18 protein-coding genes are annotated in these 17,886 nt (G+C 56.6%); 12 read left to right on the forward strand and 6 right to left on the reverse strand.

Annotated elements, in window-relative coordinates:
* Window positions 1-78 precede the first annotated feature (78 nt).
* Window positions 79-378, reverse strand: coding sequence for a hypothetical protein (locus CFB49_RS09700; RefSeq protein ID WP_014899191.1), 300 nt, complete (start codon window positions 376-378; stop codon window positions 79-81).
* Window positions 379-521: 143 nt separating this feature from the next.
* Here CFB49_RS09700 and CFB49_RS36280 point away from each other — a divergent pair, with 143 nt between their 5' ends.
* A complete protein-coding gene (locus CFB49_RS36280) occupies window positions 522-773 on the forward strand; it encodes a hypothetical protein (protein WP_179234878.1) in 252 nt (83 codons plus the stop codon).
* Between the two features lie 438 nt (window positions 774-1,211).
* Window positions 1,212-1,592 carry a helix-turn-helix domain-containing protein gene (locus tag CFB49_RS09715; RefSeq protein WP_059830828.1) on the forward strand — a complete coding sequence of 127 codons (381 nt, stop codon included), beginning with the start codon at window positions 1,212-1,214 and terminating at the stop codon, window positions 1,590-1,592.
* Between the two features lie 477 nt (window positions 1,593-2,069).
* Here the strand turns inward: CFB49_RS09715 and CFB49_RS09720 are convergent, their stop codons facing one another.
* Window positions 2,070-5,957 (reverse strand): hypothetical protein, encoded by a 3,888-nt coding sequence (locus tag CFB49_RS09720; RefSeq protein WP_089491241.1) that lies wholly within the window; start codon window positions 5,955-5,957, stop codon window positions 2,070-2,072.
* 1,161 nt (window positions 5,958-7,118) lie between these two features.
* Here CFB49_RS09720 and CFB49_RS35590 point away from each other — a divergent pair.
* The 4 genes from CFB49_RS35590 to CFB49_RS09735 are packed head-to-tail and all read left to right on the forward strand — an operon-like array spanning window position 7,119 to window position 8,368.
* Window positions 7,119-7,355: a hypothetical protein gene (locus tag CFB49_RS35590; RefSeq protein ID WP_143329272.1), complete on the forward strand. Its 237-nt coding sequence runs from the start codon at window positions 7,119-7,121 to the stop codon at window positions 7,353-7,355.
* Window positions 7,356-7,383: 28 nt separating this feature from the next.
* Window positions 7,384-7,542 carry a hypothetical protein gene (locus tag CFB49_RS36285; protein WP_179234879.1) on the forward strand — a complete coding sequence of 53 codons (159 nt, stop codon included), beginning with the start codon at window positions 7,384-7,386 and terminating at the stop codon, window positions 7,540-7,542.
* Window positions 7,543-7,597: 55 nt separating this feature from the next.
* Window positions 7,598-8,032, forward strand: coding sequence for a hypothetical protein (locus CFB49_RS36750; RefSeq protein ID WP_249190309.1), 435 nt, complete (start codon window positions 7,598-7,600; stop codon window positions 8,030-8,032).
* Window positions 8,033-8,074: 42 nt separating this feature from the next.
* Complete coding sequence (locus tag CFB49_RS09735) at window positions 8,075-8,368, forward strand: hypothetical protein (RefSeq protein WP_089491462.1); 294 nt, start codon at window positions 8,075-8,077, stop codon at window positions 8,366-8,368.
* Window positions 8,369-8,676: 308 nt separating this feature from the next.
* Here the strand turns inward: CFB49_RS09735 and CFB49_RS35595 are convergent, their stop codons facing one another.
* Complete coding sequence (locus CFB49_RS35595) at window positions 8,677-9,321, reverse strand: hypothetical protein (RefSeq protein ID WP_059623586.1); 645 nt, start codon at window positions 9,319-9,321, stop codon at window positions 8,677-8,679.
* Between the two features lie 194 nt (window positions 9,322-9,515).
* On the opposite strand from CFB49_RS35595, the gene CFB49_RS09745 reads away from it, so the two are divergent.
* A complete protein-coding gene (locus CFB49_RS09745; protein WP_179234880.1) occupies window positions 9,516-10,370 on the forward strand; it encodes a hypothetical protein in 855 nt (284 codons plus the stop codon).
* A 13-nt stretch (window positions 10,371-10,383) separates the two neighbouring features.
* Window positions 10,384-11,628, forward strand: a complete 1,245-nt coding sequence (locus CFB49_RS09750) for a DNA cytosine methyltransferase (protein WP_089491463.1) — start codon at window positions 10,384-10,386, stop codon at window positions 11,626-11,628.
* A gap of 377 nt (window positions 11,629-12,005) precedes the next feature.
* On the opposite strand, the gene CFB49_RS35600 is transcribed toward CFB49_RS09750, so the two are convergent.
* The gene (locus CFB49_RS35600; RefSeq protein WP_179234881.1) at window positions 12,006-12,509 is read right to left on the reverse strand and encodes a hypothetical protein; all 504 of its coding nucleotides are present in this window, start codon (window positions 12,507-12,509) and stop codon (window positions 12,006-12,008) included.
* 279 nt (window positions 12,510-12,788) lie between these two features.
* Between CFB49_RS35600 and CFB49_RS09760 the strand changes: the two genes are divergently transcribed.
* Window positions 12,789-13,076 carry a hypothetical protein gene (locus tag CFB49_RS09760; protein WP_179234882.1) on the forward strand — a complete coding sequence of 96 codons (288 nt, stop codon included), beginning with the start codon at window positions 12,789-12,791 and terminating at the stop codon, window positions 13,074-13,076.
* Here CFB49_RS09760 and CFB49_RS35605 read toward each other — a convergent pair.
* Window positions 13,071-14,174 carry a hypothetical protein gene (locus CFB49_RS35605; RefSeq protein ID WP_143329274.1) on the reverse strand — a complete coding sequence of 368 codons (1,104 nt, stop codon included), beginning with the start codon at window positions 14,172-14,174 and terminating at the stop codon, window positions 13,071-13,073. The genes CFB49_RS09760 and CFB49_RS35605 overlap by 6 nt on opposite strands.
* Window positions 14,175-14,313: 139 nt before the next feature.
* On the opposite strand from CFB49_RS35605, the gene CFB49_RS09770 reads away from it, so the two are divergent.
* Window positions 14,314-15,399, forward strand: a complete 1,086-nt coding sequence (locus tag CFB49_RS09770; protein ID WP_249190308.1) for an HNH endonuclease — start codon at window positions 14,314-14,316, stop codon at window positions 15,397-15,399.
* Window positions 15,400-15,465: 66 nt separating this feature from the next.
* Window positions 15,466-15,696, forward strand: a complete 231-nt coding sequence (locus tag CFB49_RS09775) for a hypothetical protein (RefSeq protein WP_089491465.1) — start codon at window positions 15,466-15,468, stop codon at window positions 15,694-15,696.
* Window positions 15,697-16,558: 862 nt separating this feature from the next.
* Here CFB49_RS09775 and CFB49_RS35610 read toward each other — a convergent pair.
* The gene (locus CFB49_RS35610) at window positions 16,559-17,140 is read right to left on the reverse strand and encodes a hypothetical protein (RefSeq protein WP_143329275.1); all 582 of its coding nucleotides are present in this window, start codon (window positions 17,138-17,140) and stop codon (window positions 16,559-16,561) included.
* A 253-nt stretch (window positions 17,141-17,393) separates the two neighbouring features.
* Between CFB49_RS35610 and CFB49_RS35615 the strand changes: the two genes are divergently transcribed.
* Window positions 17,394-17,879 carry a hypothetical protein gene (locus CFB49_RS35615; protein ID WP_179234883.1) on the forward strand — a complete coding sequence of 162 codons (486 nt, stop codon included), beginning with the start codon at window positions 17,394-17,396 and terminating at the stop codon, window positions 17,877-17,879.
* Window positions 17,880-17,886 lie beyond the last annotated feature (7 nt).

Below are 17,886 nucleotides of genomic sequence, written 5' to 3' on the forward strand. Positions count from 1 at the left end.
ATTTATTTGTTAGGATTACTAAACCAAGACAGAAGCACTCTCCGTCGAAAACGCTTTTGCCTGGGTCCGCTTCTTACATCACCACCGACCGCCGCACTCCCCGAACCCTTCCCGTGCGCAGTGGCAGTTCACACCAACCTTGCTCATCGTCGACAGCCCGTCCAGGTACTCTCGCGAGACGACGCGCAGCTCAAGCGCGTTCAGCCCCGCGTCGATCTTGTTGATCGGCACGCCGAGATTCCCCGATAGGAACCGGCTCACCTGCGAATCGTCCCAGCCGAGCGCGTCGGCGACCGGCCCGCGGCTGCGCGGATCGCTCAGCGCTTCCCGGAATGCCCGCTCAATGCTGGGTCTCCGGATGACCTCAATCGTGTTCATAGCAACTCAACTCCGTTCAAAACTGATTGAATGACCTTGAAGGTCGAATTTTCTAAACTGCGTACACCACAACTGAATGCGGACCACCGCTATGCGAGAATCGAAGGCTCTATCCACTTCAACAACCAAACAACGGGGCCCGCATGACCACATCCAACGAACAACTTCTTCGCGAACTGGACAGCTTTCGCTTCGGCGTGCTCGCCGCACTGACAGCGCTGAAGGCATCGATTCAAGACTCGCCAGGCTTCAACCAAACTGCACTGGAGGACAGCGTTTCCTACTTCTTGGCAGCTCCGCCGTCGACTGGCGATCAAGAGTCGTTCGAAAGCCCACTCAGGGCGTTGCTGGCAGATCGGAGCGATCTTCTGAAGGCAGTGCTTCGTCGCGAGTAAGGTCAAGCGAACCGTCCTTCGCGAGCGTCCACTGGCGCCCGGAAACTGAAACAACGCATTTCATGCGCCACATGGAATCGCCCTGCCGATCTCTGTCGTTCAGGGCGACTTCAAGCGCCGGCCGGACCAACCAGAGGACCAGACGTGCGTACAGGCGCTTCATGCGATCCCCGCCTAGCGAAAGCTCGCCACATGTGACCCGTGAAGCTCCACCACTCTGCTTGCGATCTTGTGTGACGTACGCGCCCCCCTCGTTCCGTTGAGAAGTGCCGAAACGAGCGATTGAGAGCACGGGATCAACTTGGCAAGTTGCGCCTGGGTCATACCCGAGCGGAGCAGCTCGGTGATGGCAATTTGAATATCCATGCACCCAATAATCACATTTGTGTTTGGCCAAGTCAACACAAATCGAATGGCACTACCTATTACGATTGTGATATGTATACATTAGCCGACAGACTGAAGTGGGCCCGCCAGGAGGCGGACTTGTCCCAAGAGGAGCTTGGCAAGAAAGCCGGCGTATCCCAGTCGACCATAGGAAACTTGGAGGCTGGAACTCGCAATAGCGCCCGACGCCTCCCGCAGATCGCAGCTGTTCTGGGAGTCAACGCTCTATGGCTTGCCGAAGGGCGAGGCGAGCCAGCAGCAAATTCAAAGGCTCGTACAACCTACGACGACGCGATCACGAGCGCGAGCGAATCAGCCCGCGCAGTGATCGACGCCATCATAAAGGCAGATCAGGCTGGCGAACCAGAAACCACGTTCAAACTGATACTTCGGATGCTCCACGCATCAGATAAGCTCGGCGCGGGTGACTAACCGCCTTTCCGCGCGGCACGGCAATCTCCGGCGGCAACGGCTCAAGAGATGAGTCGCGAAATCCATACCGAGATGTGATGATCGGCTCTTGGGCCGATAACGTAACACCTAGCACCGCCCTTCCCAGAAGGCAAACGGCCCAGCGGCCATGCTCCTCCCTCCACCCTTCTACGACGACAATCTGATCGATCAATGCAGGATTGATCGAGTGGATCACCCTTGCCAGATCCCCCGGTTTGCACCGAAGGTGCGGTGTTGCTTCTTCTCTCATCAGCCGCCCTCGCATTCCAATAATCTCAAACAACTGTATGTATATACAGTAGTTTGCCAAGGAATCGACTAGCTTTCAACCCGCTTCGGCGGTTGCATAAGACCGATCGAGCACGACTGCTTCTCGTCACGCATGGTCCGCAAGGAATCTGTCGCCTCTGCTCTGTTCCTCGTCGTGCAAGCGCCGGCTAATCAAACTTCGCTCAATCAAGATTCCTCCCCTTCCATCTGCTTTGCTGACGCGATGCGCACGTCGAGCGCGCGGCGCGTTTCCTTCGCCCACTGGGCAAGTTGGAAAACTGTATGGCGGTACCAGACCTCGAGAGGAGCGAAGTAGGCCTCGAGATAAGGGATCAATGAACCCGACCAGGCACCAATATGGAGTCGGCTGGTAAGCGCATCACGAAATGCTGCATGCTCACCGTATCTGGCCGCAAGCCTTTCCATGGCAGGGTTCCACATCATATTTCCAGCATCATCTTTGTCTAAGAGCGGATAGAACTCGCAAAGAAACGGCGAGCGGTTTGGTGCATCGGCATCCGCCCATGCGAAACACTCTGACTCTGGAATACCGTACAAGGGACCTGCGCCGTTCTCGCTATCATCTTGACGCCTAAACCCTCTGCTTGACTGCCCGACGAGTCGAGTCAGGCGGGATCGCTCGGTCGGGGTTGCGCGCTCTACAAACCGCGCAACCACTTCCCACAACTCGAGCGGCCGTTCTGTGACTAGGAGTTTGACGACCTTCCGGACCGCATCATCAAGCGCATCGAAGGCATCATATTTGCTGAGTACGCAGAGACGGACGAACTGCTCGCCCAACTTCGCCGCAAAACGGTCGTCAAGTGCAGCGTGTTCGTTAAGCTGCCTGACCATGTTTTCGAAAAGGTAGCCGTTCCGGTTGCCACGCCTGACTTCCCCAACTAGCGTCGACGATACGAGTATGCTTTTCGAGCGTTCAACTAGGTCAGAATCGAAAACAGTCCGACCATGCTGGTACATCGTGATGATTTCAAGGGCAGACCAGACGCCTTCCCCTTTGTGGTTGTTCGCAAGTTCGTCGACTAACGGGAGGATCTGATTGGCGCTCAAGTGCGCTAGCCCTTGGCCATAGGATAGATAGACACAGTGAGCCGCGGCCAGGGTCCCTGCCTTGACGCTCTCGACGATTTCCGTGAGCCGCTCCGCCGAGACTTTCACGGCAGTGTAGATATCGATGGCTCCGCGTCTTAGCGCGTCGCACTCGAGCGCCAGTCGCACGCACTCGTCAGCAACGTCACTGTCGCGGTCGTCGATACCGCCGAGCAGGCCCCGAAGAAATCCTAGTCCCTCCAGATTCGCGGACGTGCTGATAATCTCGACAGCAAGCTTGAAAGTCGCCAGCGGGTCAGCGACATTTCTTGCCAGCTCGTAGCCAAAGGGGTGGGAATTGTTGAGCTTCTGAGGCGCCATTTCGAGAACTGCGCGCGCGACCAGTTTATCGTCCTGCGCAATCTGCACGGCAACCTCTTTGGCCTTTCGCGACGAGTAATCGAAGGCCAGAGTGGCATCGTCGCTCTGGTCGTATTCCAGATCGGGGTCGTAAAGGTCACTAGCCCAGAATTTTGTATAAAGAAGGGCGAGTTGAATCAGGTCCGTCGGCATCAGCTTGTCATACAAAACCCTTACTCGACCCTGCAATTCCTCTGGATAGGCCTTGCGGTCAAAATAGAGCCACGATCCAACCGCCCGAATTCCTTCCAGCCAGACGCCGCGCCGCTGCGCGACGGCATTCGCGGCTGTCTCAATTTCGGTGATGAGAGGTTCGCAGATAATTCCCCGCAGACTCGTTGCAAGAACTTCATCGCAGCGGCTTTCGAAAGACGCGTACGTGGAGCGAATCCGCTCAAGCGTAGCGAGGCTTCGTCGATGGAAATCGAATACCTCCTCCCAAGTTTGTGGATGCCAATCCCGCAACGGCGGTTGGCTGCCGATTTCCTCAGCGCCCGCGATCCGGGAGGAATATGTGCGGCCAAGGCTCACCTCGAGCGCGTCGATGCAAACTGCAATGATTCGCTCGTCGCCAGATGCGATTCCATGATCTATTACCGCAAACCTTTCCGAAGGTTCTGCCTCGGTGCCACTTAAATCTATCTGGAGCAGCTGCTTGAACTGCCCCGTTGCGTTGTTGCTCCAGTTTTCCGTCTCGACTGCTGCGAGACGCATCAGAAGATGAGCTGCCAAACGGAACGACTGATGGCGAAAGACAAGTCTTTCGAGCGTGTGCACGAGAAAACGCCGCCCATCTCCGAGCTCCCTGAGTTCATCAAGCGGCAATTCGCCGAAGACTCGCCGTACTGTTTCGGCGCAGGCGTTCGGTGCGACATGACATAAGGCGTGCAGGCATTGAGCTCCAAACTCAGAACTCAAAGCGGCCAGCGTCCCGAAACGCCCTTCTCGCCCTACCAGCCTTTCGGCCACCGAGACGGCGGTGCGCGTCCGATCAAAATACCTCCACTGCTCTAAAAGCGCGACCACCAGCTCGTTCGGAGCAGACTCGATGAAATGGATGATCGTTTCGGTGCGCAGTAGCTCGATTCTTCTGGCCCCGAGAAAGGCGGCGATTGGCAATGGCTGCGCCCGAAAGAAAGGACCGCGGCGGTCCACCAGTTCGTGCTTCGATGCCGCGGACAGGTGCTCATACATTTCGTCACCGGATTGCCGCGCGAGCCGTTCGGCGACGAGATCGAGCTGTCCTGCCACGTTGTCTTCAGCCCCTACGCGCTCGAATAGTGCCAAGCATTCGATGGCGCGTACTTGGTCCCGCTCGCCAACGCCACAGCCTGTCAAGACCCGTTCGACCACGTCCTCCATGGACTTAAGTGCCGGCATACCTCCCAGATGATTGTCCGTGGCAAGAACGGCGATTCGGGGAAACCCGCCACTAAGATTCTTGAGGTAAGAAATCGTTGTGCCGTCGCTTGTCGGGGCCCGTTGCCGAATGATTCCTTCAACAAGCGCATCATCGCTTCTCGACACCGAAATATTGAGAACACTCTCCGCAGTAATCGTGCGATCGTCTATATCGATGGTGATCAGTCGAAGTCGACTACGCGCGTCAGACACGATGTCCGCCAGAACTGACGCTGATTCACGCGGGCACTCATCGACAACAACTAGCGCCGGAACGCTCCGCCCTGCCATGGCTTCGACAACCTGGAGAAGACGCTCCTGTCCAATGCTACGAAAGTCGCAGTAGATCGCCGATACACCTGTGATAACTCTTTCCAAGGTGTTCCGGTCACGGAATAGCTCATATACGAAGCGGGACTTGCCGATCCCGGACGGACCGATGACTCGAACACATCGCTTCGGCTCGGCTATGTGCTCAAAAATGCGCTCGCGCGCCTGATGGGAATTCAGCACATCGCCGGAATGGGCTTTTCCGTTACCACTCTCGCCGACGTCATAGCGGGGAGCCTCATCATCGACGAACTTGATGGTAGCAAAATCGGCGCGTCCGCCCCAACTGTCAATCGTCTGGAACCCGCCCAAAGGAAGGCCGGTCTGTGCTTCGTTCAGCCAGACCGCGACGGAAGGATGCTGGCTGGCCCAGGCTGCGATCTGATTGGCGTCATAGATCGCGATGCCAATCAGATCGTCGGGATTCGCGCCAGCCTCGCGAATGCCTTCCCTGATTCCGGCGATACGCCGAGTTAGCTTGTTACCAACGATCGCAGCCGACGTAAATCCAATGTATGCACCGCGTGCGGCAATCGCGGCCGAAACGGCGTCGTTCAATACCCGCGGCACGCCTTCTCTCTGTGAGGCCTTTGTCCAGACCTCCCTCTTCCAGCCAGCTGGCTCGGGATCTGTTGCTTTGGACTGGAATACATTCATGCGGCAAGGGAGGTAGTCAGTGTCTTCATTCCCACCGTTCCACTGCACCCGGGCATCCTCCCCCCCGTCCGCAATGGTGATCTGCAGGGGCACGGAGACGCCCCGAAGGGCTATTCCTGCGCTTTGTGCTTCGGCATGAAGTAGTTTTCGCAACAATTCGACCAGTTGCAAGCTGTTCAGAGATTCAATCTGGGTGGGTGAGATATCGAAAATCATTTTCCGTGTGCTTGCATAGCGAACGACACCACGCCGTCACGCCGATTGACCCTGAGTTTAGTCTCTCGGCTCGCTTCGAACACAGGTTTAGGTCGTGACGAACTTCTTGCTGCCCCCTGCGACCGCTAAGATTGGACTACGCGACGCTTTTCAGGCGCATTAACGCAGTGCCCAAGTCCGGGAAACGTTGCACTAGGTCAAATTTCCTGAAGCGCGAGACAACTGCCAACCTTGCATGGTTGCTCCTGCCAATGTATACGCCGGATGGACAGTGCGGGGCCGGGAGAATCTCTAGCCTCCGGAAATCGCGTAGCCAGATGGCTCTTGAAGCTCGAAAGCGGTTGTAGCCACTACAGCGACTCAAGCGACGGCTTTGTGTCAAGAGGCATCCGTCACGAGCATCCGGAATGGCAGACCGAATTGACAAAGGAAATGTCATTCCCCGCGCTCGCGATCGACCAATACAGCCCCTCAGGAACTGGCCGCAACCGGACACAATGGCCTTCGAGGGCTGCTGTGCAGCAGTTTTATGCGTCAAGGCGCACATCTCCTGCAAGTCGATATCGTTCATACATTTACCTCGATCGCTTCGCGCGGAATAATCACAAATGTGTTGACTCGACAAATCACGTATGTGATTATCAATCTCAACGCAGCGCAGGACGCTGCGCCACCGCCCAAGCGGATGATCTTTAAGAGTGCTAGCGCGCCGGGACCGCAGTACAGGGAGCAACCGGCCGGCTCAACGGTGTAGCCGAGAAACGGGATAGCTCCCGACACCGTCAACAACTTTCAGTGAGGGCGCCTCAAGCCGGCGCGGCGGCTCTAAACAGCCCGTATCCATCGACACCCCGTAGTGGTATCGAGGCGCCCTCCCTGAGCGCTGTTGCAATTCATGCTCTCAAGAGCGCGCATTCGGTGGCGGATCCTCCGCACCTCCCCGCTCAGCGCAGCGGCACCTTGCCGAGTGCGCGCCCTTGAAAGCTCAGACTGCCCTGATCGAATTGCATTGGTCTCCAGTGTCATTCCTTGAGCGCAGTCAGGAAGCCAGAAGTAGATCCGATATCAATATTTTTCGGAATCCAAATCATATAGATGATTCTGCTGAAGGCGTGACGTGCCAGCAGCACCTCCGATCAATACCGCATGAGGGGAACGACGATGAACGCCCGTCAACGCCGGAAGGCATACCGCGCGATGCCGCATGAAGGCGAGCGCGTCACCTGGACCACGCAGTCCGGCCGCGTAAAAGCGGCAACCGTCGAGGGCCGTAAAGAATGGTTTCACGGCCAATGGAACGAGGAACGGCTCAACGTTCCCTGCGTGCGTCGCGTCCGCGTTCGGTTCGATACCGGGGGCTATGCGCATCCCCTCGTTTCCCGGCTGCATGCCGCGTAGCAACCGCTCCCGCTATAGGAGGAAGACGATGCAAAAGCTCTATCACGTCGTGCTCGTGTACGAGCGCACCGGGCATAGGGTTCGCAAGACGAAGAGTCCCGTCAATCGGGAGCGCGGGCTCGATCTGATCAAAGCGATCGCCAATCGTCCGTACCAACGCGCGGAACTGGAACCTGTGACCACGTAACCCGCGCCCGCTACGGTGGTCACACCCGCTATCCCAACAGCCGGGAGAGAAGATAGTGAACCGCAGAACGAATCCGCAGAACGCGGTCGACGATTGGAATGCCCGCGTGAGCGTGGGCGCCACCGTCGCATATTCAGAGGTGCGCGGCGACCCGCCTCGCACCTTCACCACGCGTACATCAGCCGAAGTCTTGAGCGGTCACACCGCGGTCGTTTGGCTGACTGGAAAGAGCTGTTGCGTGGCGATCAGCCACTGCACACTCATTCAATTTCATGCGTCGGCTTCGGCGCGCAATCACACCATGAAGGCTTACATGCTTACGGAACAGGAATGGACTGACCGCTGCTCGAAGCGCTACGTCGAACGTGGCGGCTGCAGCGCGGAAAACGCACGCCAACTGGCAACCGCGGCGTTCGAGAATCGTGATAGTGACGAATCACCCGAAGAAGCGGCAGACACCGATATGTCGCATTGGGCCGAAGACCGGTAATAACCCCGCCCGCTTTGGCGGGCGTACTCCATGGAGACATCGATGACCACCGCCACCAAGGAACAGATTTACGACGACAAGATCTCGCCGCTCATGTCGCAGATCATCGCGATCTGCAAGGTACATAAGATTCCGATCGTTGCGTCGTTCTTCACACCTGGCGCCGACGATCCCGAGCTCGCGGTTACGACCGCCCTGCTCGGCAACGGCTTCGAAGCACCGCAGAACTTCAGTAACGCGCTGCGCGAGCTTCGCCCTGAGCTATTCGGTGGAGCACCGTTGATGCTTCGCACCGAACACGGCGACGGTAGCACGACGCTGAGTGCGGTCATCTAATGACGACCGCACCATGCCAGCCAAATCAAAAACGTGAGGTAATGATGAGTCGAAATTGGATTCCGCTCTGTGTGATCGCCGGCTTCTACCTGCTTGCCGGCGCAGTCGCGCCCCCGATCGAAGCGCTGATGGGAGTGTGGTCGTGAAAGCGCTTCTGATCCTGTGGCTCAAGAGCCTTGGCGTGCTCATCGTCGCCGTGCTAGTCCTCGCCACTACCCAGCAATGGGATGAGTCTGCGGGCTGCGCGGGTAGCTATTGCATCTAGCCTGTCGTGTCGGCTATCTATATCGGTGTAGATCGATTCGCTTCTATCGACGCGCACGCGGGTGCTCGATCGCTTCCATTGAGGTGGCTTCATCGTAAAAGCGATTCCTAATCCGAATATATGCCTCGTAAGCTGCATTGACGTATCCGATCAAGTCGTGCGAAGAGACCCCATCACCGGGGGGATTGCCATTGTAATCAGCACGCATTTTCTCTGCCTTCGTAAATATATGCTGCATAGAAAGCATTGAATTCTGCAAATCGATAATGCTTCTCATTGCATCGGCATCGTCCAGTTCGAACAACTGAAGCCTGCTAATGGCTTCAATTTGCGCTGAAAAGACGCTAGGTCGGTAGTGGAACCAGTGCCGCCAGACAAGATAGGTGTCGCCTATAGCATTGTTCGCGGCTTTAACTTCGCCATACGCAGCGTCAGCAATAGCACGAGCAGCAAGCTGCTTCCCCTTCAGTATTTCGTCTCGTACGCGCTTGGCCTGTATCTCCGCCGCTGCCGCCTGCCACCTGCCGATGTAATACGCACCGATGATTGCGCCGATAGAACCGACAGCCTGTATCCAGGCAGCGGCACCTTCGCTGTGTTCTTTAAAGGCGTAAACAAGGAACGCAGTCACAATACCAAGCGCACACATTGCGAAACCAACCTCTACCCACTGCCACACTTTCTTCATCGCGCACCCCGTTGATTTTCGTGTGAATCGTAGCACGACCACCCTTCCCCAAAGCCGCGCAAATTCCGTTGCCTCGGATGAGCGGCGTTTTCTTGTGGGTGGCTTGTAAAGCGCCCGCTCTTTTTGTTTCCCCAGGCGGTAGCACTTGCGGGCGTCCTTCGCGGCGCCCGCTTCTTTTCTGATGTGAGGATGCAATGACTTCGCGTAACCCGTACCTGATCGAGGGACCGGCGCAGATCTGCTTCAGCGGCGGCCGCACGTCCGGCTACATGCTTCACCAGGTGCTCGAAGCGAACGGCGGCATACCGGATAACTGCATCGTCACATTCCAGAACACCGGAAAGGAGCGCGAAGAAACGCTCGAATTCATCAACGAGTGCTCGATCCGCTGGCATGTTCCGATCACCTGGATTGAATGGGACGGCTTCGAAGAGGGTTCGCGCTCACGATGCCACGTCCGGATCGCAAGCTTCGAAACAGCCAGTCGTCAAGGCGAACCATTTTCGCGCCTCAACGAAGCGCTCGGCATTCTCCCGAATCCAGTGATGCGCACATGCACGGCAAACCTGAAGGTGAAGGCCGGCCGCGCGTTCATGCTTTCGCTCGGCTACGACCAGTGGGACAACGTCATGGGAATTCGTGCCGATGAACCACGCCGCGTTGCTCGCCTTCTGGCACCCGGCCGGGACAACGGCGGCGGCATCCCGAATTTGCCGCTCGCGCGCGCCAACGTGCGAAAGGCTGACGTGCTTGCGTTCTGGCGCGCCCAGCCGTTCGATCTCGCGCTCGATCCTGAAGGCGATTTCGGTAACTGCGACGGTTGTTTTCTGAAGGCGCGGCACAAGATCGTCCGGGCGTTCGTCACGCGACCAGATCTAGCCACCTGGTGGATCAACGAAGAATCACGCCCGTCGGCAGCCACGTTCCGAAACGATCGCCCTCGCTATTCCGAACTGCTACGCGAAGCCCAGTTCTACGCGAAGCAAATCCCGCTTGCGTTTCCCGAGCACGAAGACGACGCCCTCATCGACTGCATGTGCGGAGACTGAGACGTAGATGACTATTCGATTCGGATCCGTTTGCAGCGGCATCGAAGCCGCGAGCTGTGCGTGGCACCCGCTTGGATGGGAAACTGCATTCGTGAGCGAGATTGAACCGTTCCCGTCTGCCGTACTCGCACATCACTACCCGACCGTCCCGAACCTCGGTGACATGACCCAATTCAAGGAATGGCCCGATGCAGCTATCGATCTTCTCGTCGGCGGAACTCCCTGCCAAAGCTTCAGCGTCGCCGGACTCCGAAAAGGATTGGCTGATCCGCGTGGCAACCTCATGCTCACCTATCTTGCCATTGCTAAGCGCTACGCTCCCCGCTGGCTGGTCTGGGAAAACGTCCCCGGTGTCCTGTCATCAAACGGCGGACGAGATTTTGGCACCTTCCTCGGCGGCCTGGCAGAACTCGGGTATGGGTTCGCCTACCGGATTCTTGACGCTCAATTCTTCGGAGTGGCCCAGCGACGCCGCCGTGTGTTCGTTGTCGGATGTCTTGGAGACTGGCGACGTGCCGCCGCAGTACTTTTTGAGCGCGAAAGCCTGCTCGGGCATCCTGCGCCGAGCCGCGAAACGTGGCAAAGAGTTGCCGGCACCATTGCGCCAGGCGCTCACCCTGGTGGCCACAACGGACAGGACGACGACGGCAAGTTCCTGATAGCTCACGCGCTACGCGGAGAAGGATTCGACGCGAGCGAAGACGGTACTGGTCGCGGTACGCCACTCATACCGTGCCAACCTTACACACTTGCAATTCGCGGACGCGATGACGGAAATGTGCTCGAGTATCGCCAGGACGGAACCGCGAACGCGATCCTGACGCCAAACGGCGGTCGCGGCGGCATCGGCATCGGAGCCATTGCTTTCGACACGACACAAATCACGTCGCCGACAAACCGGAGCAATCCACGACCTGGCGATCCCTGTCATCCCATCGCATCGGGCGCTCGCGCGCCCGCCGTTGGTCTGAACTGGCAGGCGGCCGGCAAACAGACCACGCTCGGCGGCAGTCCGGTTTCATCTGCGCTCGTAAAGGAACAAATTCCCGGCGTACAAATCGGCTCCGCTGTTCGTCGCCTCACCCCTCGTGAATGTGAGCGACTGCAAGGCTTTCCAGACGACTACACGCTCATCACCGTGCGTGGAAAGCCTGCGGCAGACGGTCCCCGCTACAAAGCGCTCGGCAACAGCATGGCCAGGCCGGTCATGTACTGGATCGGCAAGCGCATCCAGCTCGTCGAATCACTGACCTCTTGAGGACCACATCATGCCCCTCTAAGCGAGAGCAACCCGCTCGCGCAGTACGCTAGCGAGCAAGAAATCAGACCAACATTCGAGGCACGAGGATTGTCCTCAACACACAACGGCACGCCGGCCGAGAACTTCAGCCAAGGAAAGAGCACCGCTCGAGAAAAGGCGAGGCGACGACTCAGCGATCGAACCCGGAGATAACGCTTACGGAAGTCGGCCCGACCGCCAAAGACATGCGCGGCACGCACGCTACCGACGGCAATGGGACGACTTCGAAAGTAGGTCCCGTCTGGAGCCACGATGGCGAATAGTACGTAATCTCCGCCGCGGACTTAGGCGTCCGAGAGCAGTGAACTGGCCATTCCCGGCTATCCCCGGTCGATCTATTTGCGCATGTCGATATCCTCACGCAAGATATTCGCAGCCGCCCTCAGGTCATCTCGAAGAGCGGCGAGGTCCCGTTCGTGGAAAGCGGCAAAGACAATGCCTGGCGTTGGAATGATGTCGATGGCGTTGGCAATTGCGGTTCGAGTTCGCACCAACGCTTCCGCCGCCTTCGCGCTCGGTGCCGTCTCCGCAGGAAGCGTCGAAACGAGTTGGATCGATGTTCTCGCGGATGTTACGAGATCGTCGTCGAGACGCTTTGCCCCCGCCATCGCCGGAGCATTCATAGCGTTCACGCGTACGGCCTCGATACGTACGCAACAGGTATCGATCATCGTCCATAGAGATTCGAGCCGATCCCGCATTTCGTCAACTCTCAAACGCCGGTCGGCTCTGGCTTGACCGGAAGCAATCCAAATAGCCGCGATGATTGCAACTATGGATCCTGCCGCTTGAACCCAAGCCGCGTATGCCTGTTGAATTGCTGCGGAATTTGGATCCATTTTCTTGTCCCCCATTCATGGACACTGCGGTATTTAAGCGTATCGCCTTGGCCCCGCGCCCGAAAGCGTCTTCGCGTAGGTGGCGGCTTTGGCTTCTGTGTCGAACTCGATGAAATTCTGGAAATCAGCCTCAGCGCGCTGAATCCCAACCTACTTCCCCAGACTTAGGCGACGCACTTGCCGGCCTCCGCTCAGCCCGGTTCACAGTACATCCGTGCCTACGATTTCAAATTTCTACTGCGTTGGTTCAACACTTACTTGAGACAGAGGATCTGTAGCATGGCCAAGAATCAATCTCTCGCTCCCCGAGCATTTGCACAGGATGTGGTCGTTTCGTCAGCACTGTCCAGCGCAATTACCGCCGTCAGTTACGAAGGCTTGAGTGTCTCCACACCGACTGGCGAAGCAGGAACGCTCGCGGTTGTCGATCAGAACGGCAACGTCATCGAGGCGGGGCCGGCCGTGGCGCGTGCTGTTTGGGATGTTGCCATCGCCGCATATCGAAACTTTCTGATGGGTACCGGTCACCTCCGCGTCTTGACCAAGCCTACAAGCGCTCAATCATGATGTCGCCCTGTCCGAAACCTCGACTTGCAGATAGTCGATGTTCAAGTTGAACTGAACCCGTAGGCGCTCGATGAATTCTCGAGTAGCGCCGTCGAGACTAGGCTCACCAACTGCGAACAGCTTCACAGGCTCAAGACCGCCACGTCGATATCCGTACTCGAGTAGCTGTCCCATTGCTTGCCGTACCACCTCCGCAGCAGAGCTTGCAATCTTGATTTCGTATAGGTGGCAGCCTCCGGCGAGCGGATACACAACTGCGTCTGCATACCCTCCCGTTCCGGTCTCTCGCTCAATCCAGACACATCCCTTTCCATGCTCCGCCACCAGCATTTCGTACAGGGCTGCTTGAACGTCGTTGTGCCTCAGCGATATCTCGCGTTGGGTCTCCGGCATATGCACGAACGCACTAGACGCCCGCTTTCGGAATCGTGGCGGACGCGCCGAAGACGCTCGGGGCAACACTTGTTCCGCAACAAACCATGGGAACATGTTGCGGACTAGGAAGTTGTCGCGAAACACGTCGATCCGATCCAAATGTTCGACCAATGATCGCGCACGTACTGCCCAGCATTTAGACTGTGGAATGGAAAAATTCATGTGCGTCGCAAACCAGCGCAATGAAGCATCGTGGCGAGGTGAGTCGACGGTAGTATGATAGTGGCGCGGATGTATTCCGGCAAAAACTCGTCGTATCAGGAGTCGAGGAACCTTTGCGATTCGTCCGTCAGCTCGCCAGCCTTCCGCAGCCTCAACGATACGGTCGAAATTCTGTGGAGAACCATCCTCCTGCACATCCGCGATGATCTGAACAAGTTCATCTCGTAGTCTATTGGTATCGCTGGGGTACATCACGCCCAACCCCGCATCGGCGATCGAGTTATCCCGTGTCCTCCACAAGATATCGAACAGATCTTCGTGGCGCCCGGTCGATAACGTCGTCGCAATCGATTCCGTAGTCTCGCGATAACGCGGCAACCAGTCCAGGTTGAACCAGTTTTCAGCCGCGAGAAATCCGCTCAGGAAGGTGTGGGCTTCGTCATCTACAACGACGGCCACCCCGTCGATGCGTGCCCTAGTCCTCCCAGTGCGATCATCCATGAATTCTTCCCCGGTTGTCATACTCAATTTTGACACGCGAGCCGTTCTTCATCCATGATAAAGCGGCACGCACGGAGAGAACATTGAGACTCCACTGCGGCAAGTAGAATCGATACAGAACAACACTCGGGGTAATGTGATGCCGGAGTCTTCGACGTCGGACGATATTTTGGATGAATCTGGGCAACGCCTTTTGCGTTTCCTCGTCAGTCGCCTACCTAAGGTCAAGCCGAATGATCAACGGACATACGTTGGTTACAAAGAGGTCCATGACGCGCTCGGCCTCCCTCAGGAAGGCGCCACCTTTGGCGACAGCCTGAAACACCAGGGACTCACCTCTCTTGCCTACTGGACGCATCAAACCGGGAAACCTGCGATCACCGGGTTAATCATCGATCGAAGCACGCTAATGCCCGGCGAAGGATACTTCACGCTGTTTGGCCGAACAGCGCCTGACTTCGAGTGGTGGCGTACCGAGATTGAAAAGTCCATAACATTCGACTGGGGGCAATACCTCGGTAGCAACGATGAAGCTTCCGGCGACGTCGGTGGCGAAAGTTGGACCAAAGAGGAACTAGCCGCCTCGGTAAAGGCATACCTCGAGATGCAGCAGCTCGATCGCAATCACGAGGACTTCACGAAACGAAAGTACTACGACGATCTTGCCGAACGGTTTGGCCGATCGGCAAAAGCGTTCGAGTACAGGATGCAGAACATCTCGTATGTTCTCTCTGTCATGGGTCGCGATTGGCTGACGGGCCTGAAGCCAGCCAAGAACGTTGGCGCGCGCGTTGCTGCTCAGATTGAAGAGCTCATTGCTGAACTTGAGGGCCAAGCAATCACGCCAGTTGCTGCATTCGAGATTTCAGTCCGCGACAACATCAGCAAGAACGACCTACCTGAACCTGCGGGCAACCAAACACCCAAGGCCTCTACAACGTCGGTCACGCAATACGATCGAGATGCCCGAGTGAAGGCGTGGATCCTGAAGAAGGCTGACGGAATCTGTGAATGCTGCAATAAACAGGCGCCGTTCAACGGTCCTGACGGCCGCCCGTATCTTGAAATCCATCACGTCAGAAAGCTGGCAGAGAAAGGCGCCGACAGCCCAGATAACGCTGTGGCCGTGTGCCCCAATTGCCACCGGGAACTTCACTACGGGCAATATTCCAAGAACCTTGTTGAGAAGCTCTATGAGAAAATCTCGCGGCTCAAGCGTTCGTAATCGTTGGAAATCGTCCCCTGCCAAGTAGGCACGTTCGCCACCACGAACGAACCGCTAGACCACGAGATGGCCACCCCGAATGCTGACACGTTCAACGTGGACATCTTTCAGGAGTTGAGCGTAGTGGTGCCGGAGGGCAATCTCGCAACGCTCGCCGTCGTCGACCAGAACGGCAAAATCGTCGAGGCCGGCCCGAGCATGATGCGGGCGGTGTGGGACATTGCGATCTCGGCGTACCGAAATTTCCTGATCGGCAACGGACACCTTAGGGTGCTGTCAAAACCAACTCAACGCTGATAGCCGGAAAACAGCGCCCATTGCGGCGCTGTTCGTATTGCGGCTTTACAAATCAGGATCATTGGGCCCATGGTGGCGGGTAAGTTCCGCATGCACCGGCGGGAGTGCCCCCACACATCATCACCGGTCCGTTACACTCGCATCCCTCTCTCGGCGGATTTCCATCACGCTCGATTTTGCAGTAGGTGAGCTTCTCGTCGTTCGAAGGCACGTAGTCTAGTGGATGCGAATAGATGGTAAGGCGCACCACAATTGTTCCACCCCATCGATCAAATATGTTCCCGCTTCCCCTCGACGACATAGCACCAGAAATGCAATTCTTTTGAATCGAATCCATTCCATACGCACCATTTTTACGGCTTAGGACTTCAGATTTATATCCGCAAATTTGGTAGGTATCCGGAACGCATTGATGGAAAACCCCACTACTTCCACTTCCACACGAACCGTTCCAATCAGAATCACATGAATAGACAGAAGATTCCTTTACCACTCCGGGAGTGCCTGCATAGCAATGGTCACCACAATCTTTAAAATCATCGGCTTGAGCAGGCGTGGAAAGTACAACTACCGACATGGTCAAAGTTGCAAGAAAGCCTCTATCAAGAATCGGTCTCATATGCCACCACCCCGTCACGTTTTTTTGAAGTACTGTATTCTCCGGCGGCACAACCTGTTCTCAATGCACCAGTGCATTTGCTAGGTCGCGCATGCTCAAGCATGCTCCAAAACAATAACAGAAACAACCTAGCACTTACCGAAAATCCTGATTGAACGCGGGCATCTGCGGGTGCTGGCGAACTCTGCTGCAGTATCAGAAAACAGTGCTTCCGAGCCGCTTCATGTTGTGCCGAGCGCAACCTCACAGACCTTCGTCAATGCGTAGCGGGAATTTAGCGTTCGGGAGTTCCATGCCACCGTACAACTCGCTGATCATACGATCGATTTCTGCCTGAATTCGCGCGCCGAGTGACACGACAAGTTTCGGTATTCCCTGGATCATGGGAATCGTAAACAAATAAAAGGCCGTTTCGGTCCCAATGCTGTCGCTGATAAGCGGTCGCCCGTTCATGATCCCTGTCGACACTCCAGGTGGGACGATCCTCGCCTTACGCACCGCCATGTCGCTGTGCGCGACGACCTCGTGCCTTGCTTTGAGCAGGCTGTCATGCATTCGTTGATGGGCCGCCTCTTCAAATCTCGCCCATCTTTCAGGTAGCGCGCCATGAGGTTCGTTGTGTGTGAACGGCCGCGCGTAACACACGACGATCGCGGTAAAGAGCGGTTGATACAACGGGTCGCTCAGATCGGAGACCGTGCTCAGAAACAGCTTGCATGCTGCATTTGCGGCTCCCAGGTCGGAGCGCGCGACCAACAACCGATAAAGGTCACGTTTGACATGCGATCGCTTTGGAGGCTGACGCCGCGGCATCTCAAAATCCATGACACACCGCCTGATGAGTGGGCCCTCTAATAGGTGAGAGACGCTATCACGTCTCGACACGAGTCACCCTTCCCAGTCGATGGATCACCACGAATTGAAACAATGTTCGGCGTGGAGTACGCTGCTAAATCGCGGTAGACAGTGCGTCAGACCCCGTAAAAAAAGTGGCCGAACGGGGTTGCGCGAAACTAACCTATACGTTATCTTCGGGGCGTCGAGTGTGCTAGCGCAAAGACTTGACAAAACAAAACTCTTGAGCCTAGCCGGGGTCAGCGCGACGAGTGTCGGCGCCCTAGGTCGGGCGAAAAAGGCAACTAAATGGACCACGGTCGTAGTAGCGAAGGCTACACCTCCTCCGGACTCGGGGCGCTTCTTCAGATCCGTCGGAGATCACGTCGACTCGGCCGACAAGAAGGCCAACTTCACGACCATGATTGCGGAGCTTTGCGATGCAATCGAAGTAGACGACTACCAAGGTGCTCTTAAGGAGGCTGGGGTCGTCAGCGTCAAAATTGCCCACTCCTTTGAGTATGCAAAACAAAAGCATCATGTTTGGGAGTTGAAATATGGCAAGAAAGACCGCATCTACTTCTACCCGTTCCCGCAGCGACGTTTGATCTTTCTCTTGATGGCGTATCACAAGAAAGATCAACAGACCCCAAAAAATGAGGTCTGCAATCCCTGTGAGTCAGATATCAAGTTGATCCTTGATCCTAGGGGTAACATTGAATTCTGTTAGGAGTGCA

The organism is Burkholderia sp. AU17457, from assembly GCF_002223255.1.
GTDB classification, from domain to species: domain Bacteria; phylum Pseudomonadota; class Gammaproteobacteria; order Burkholderiales; family Burkholderiaceae; genus Burkholderia; species Burkholderia sola.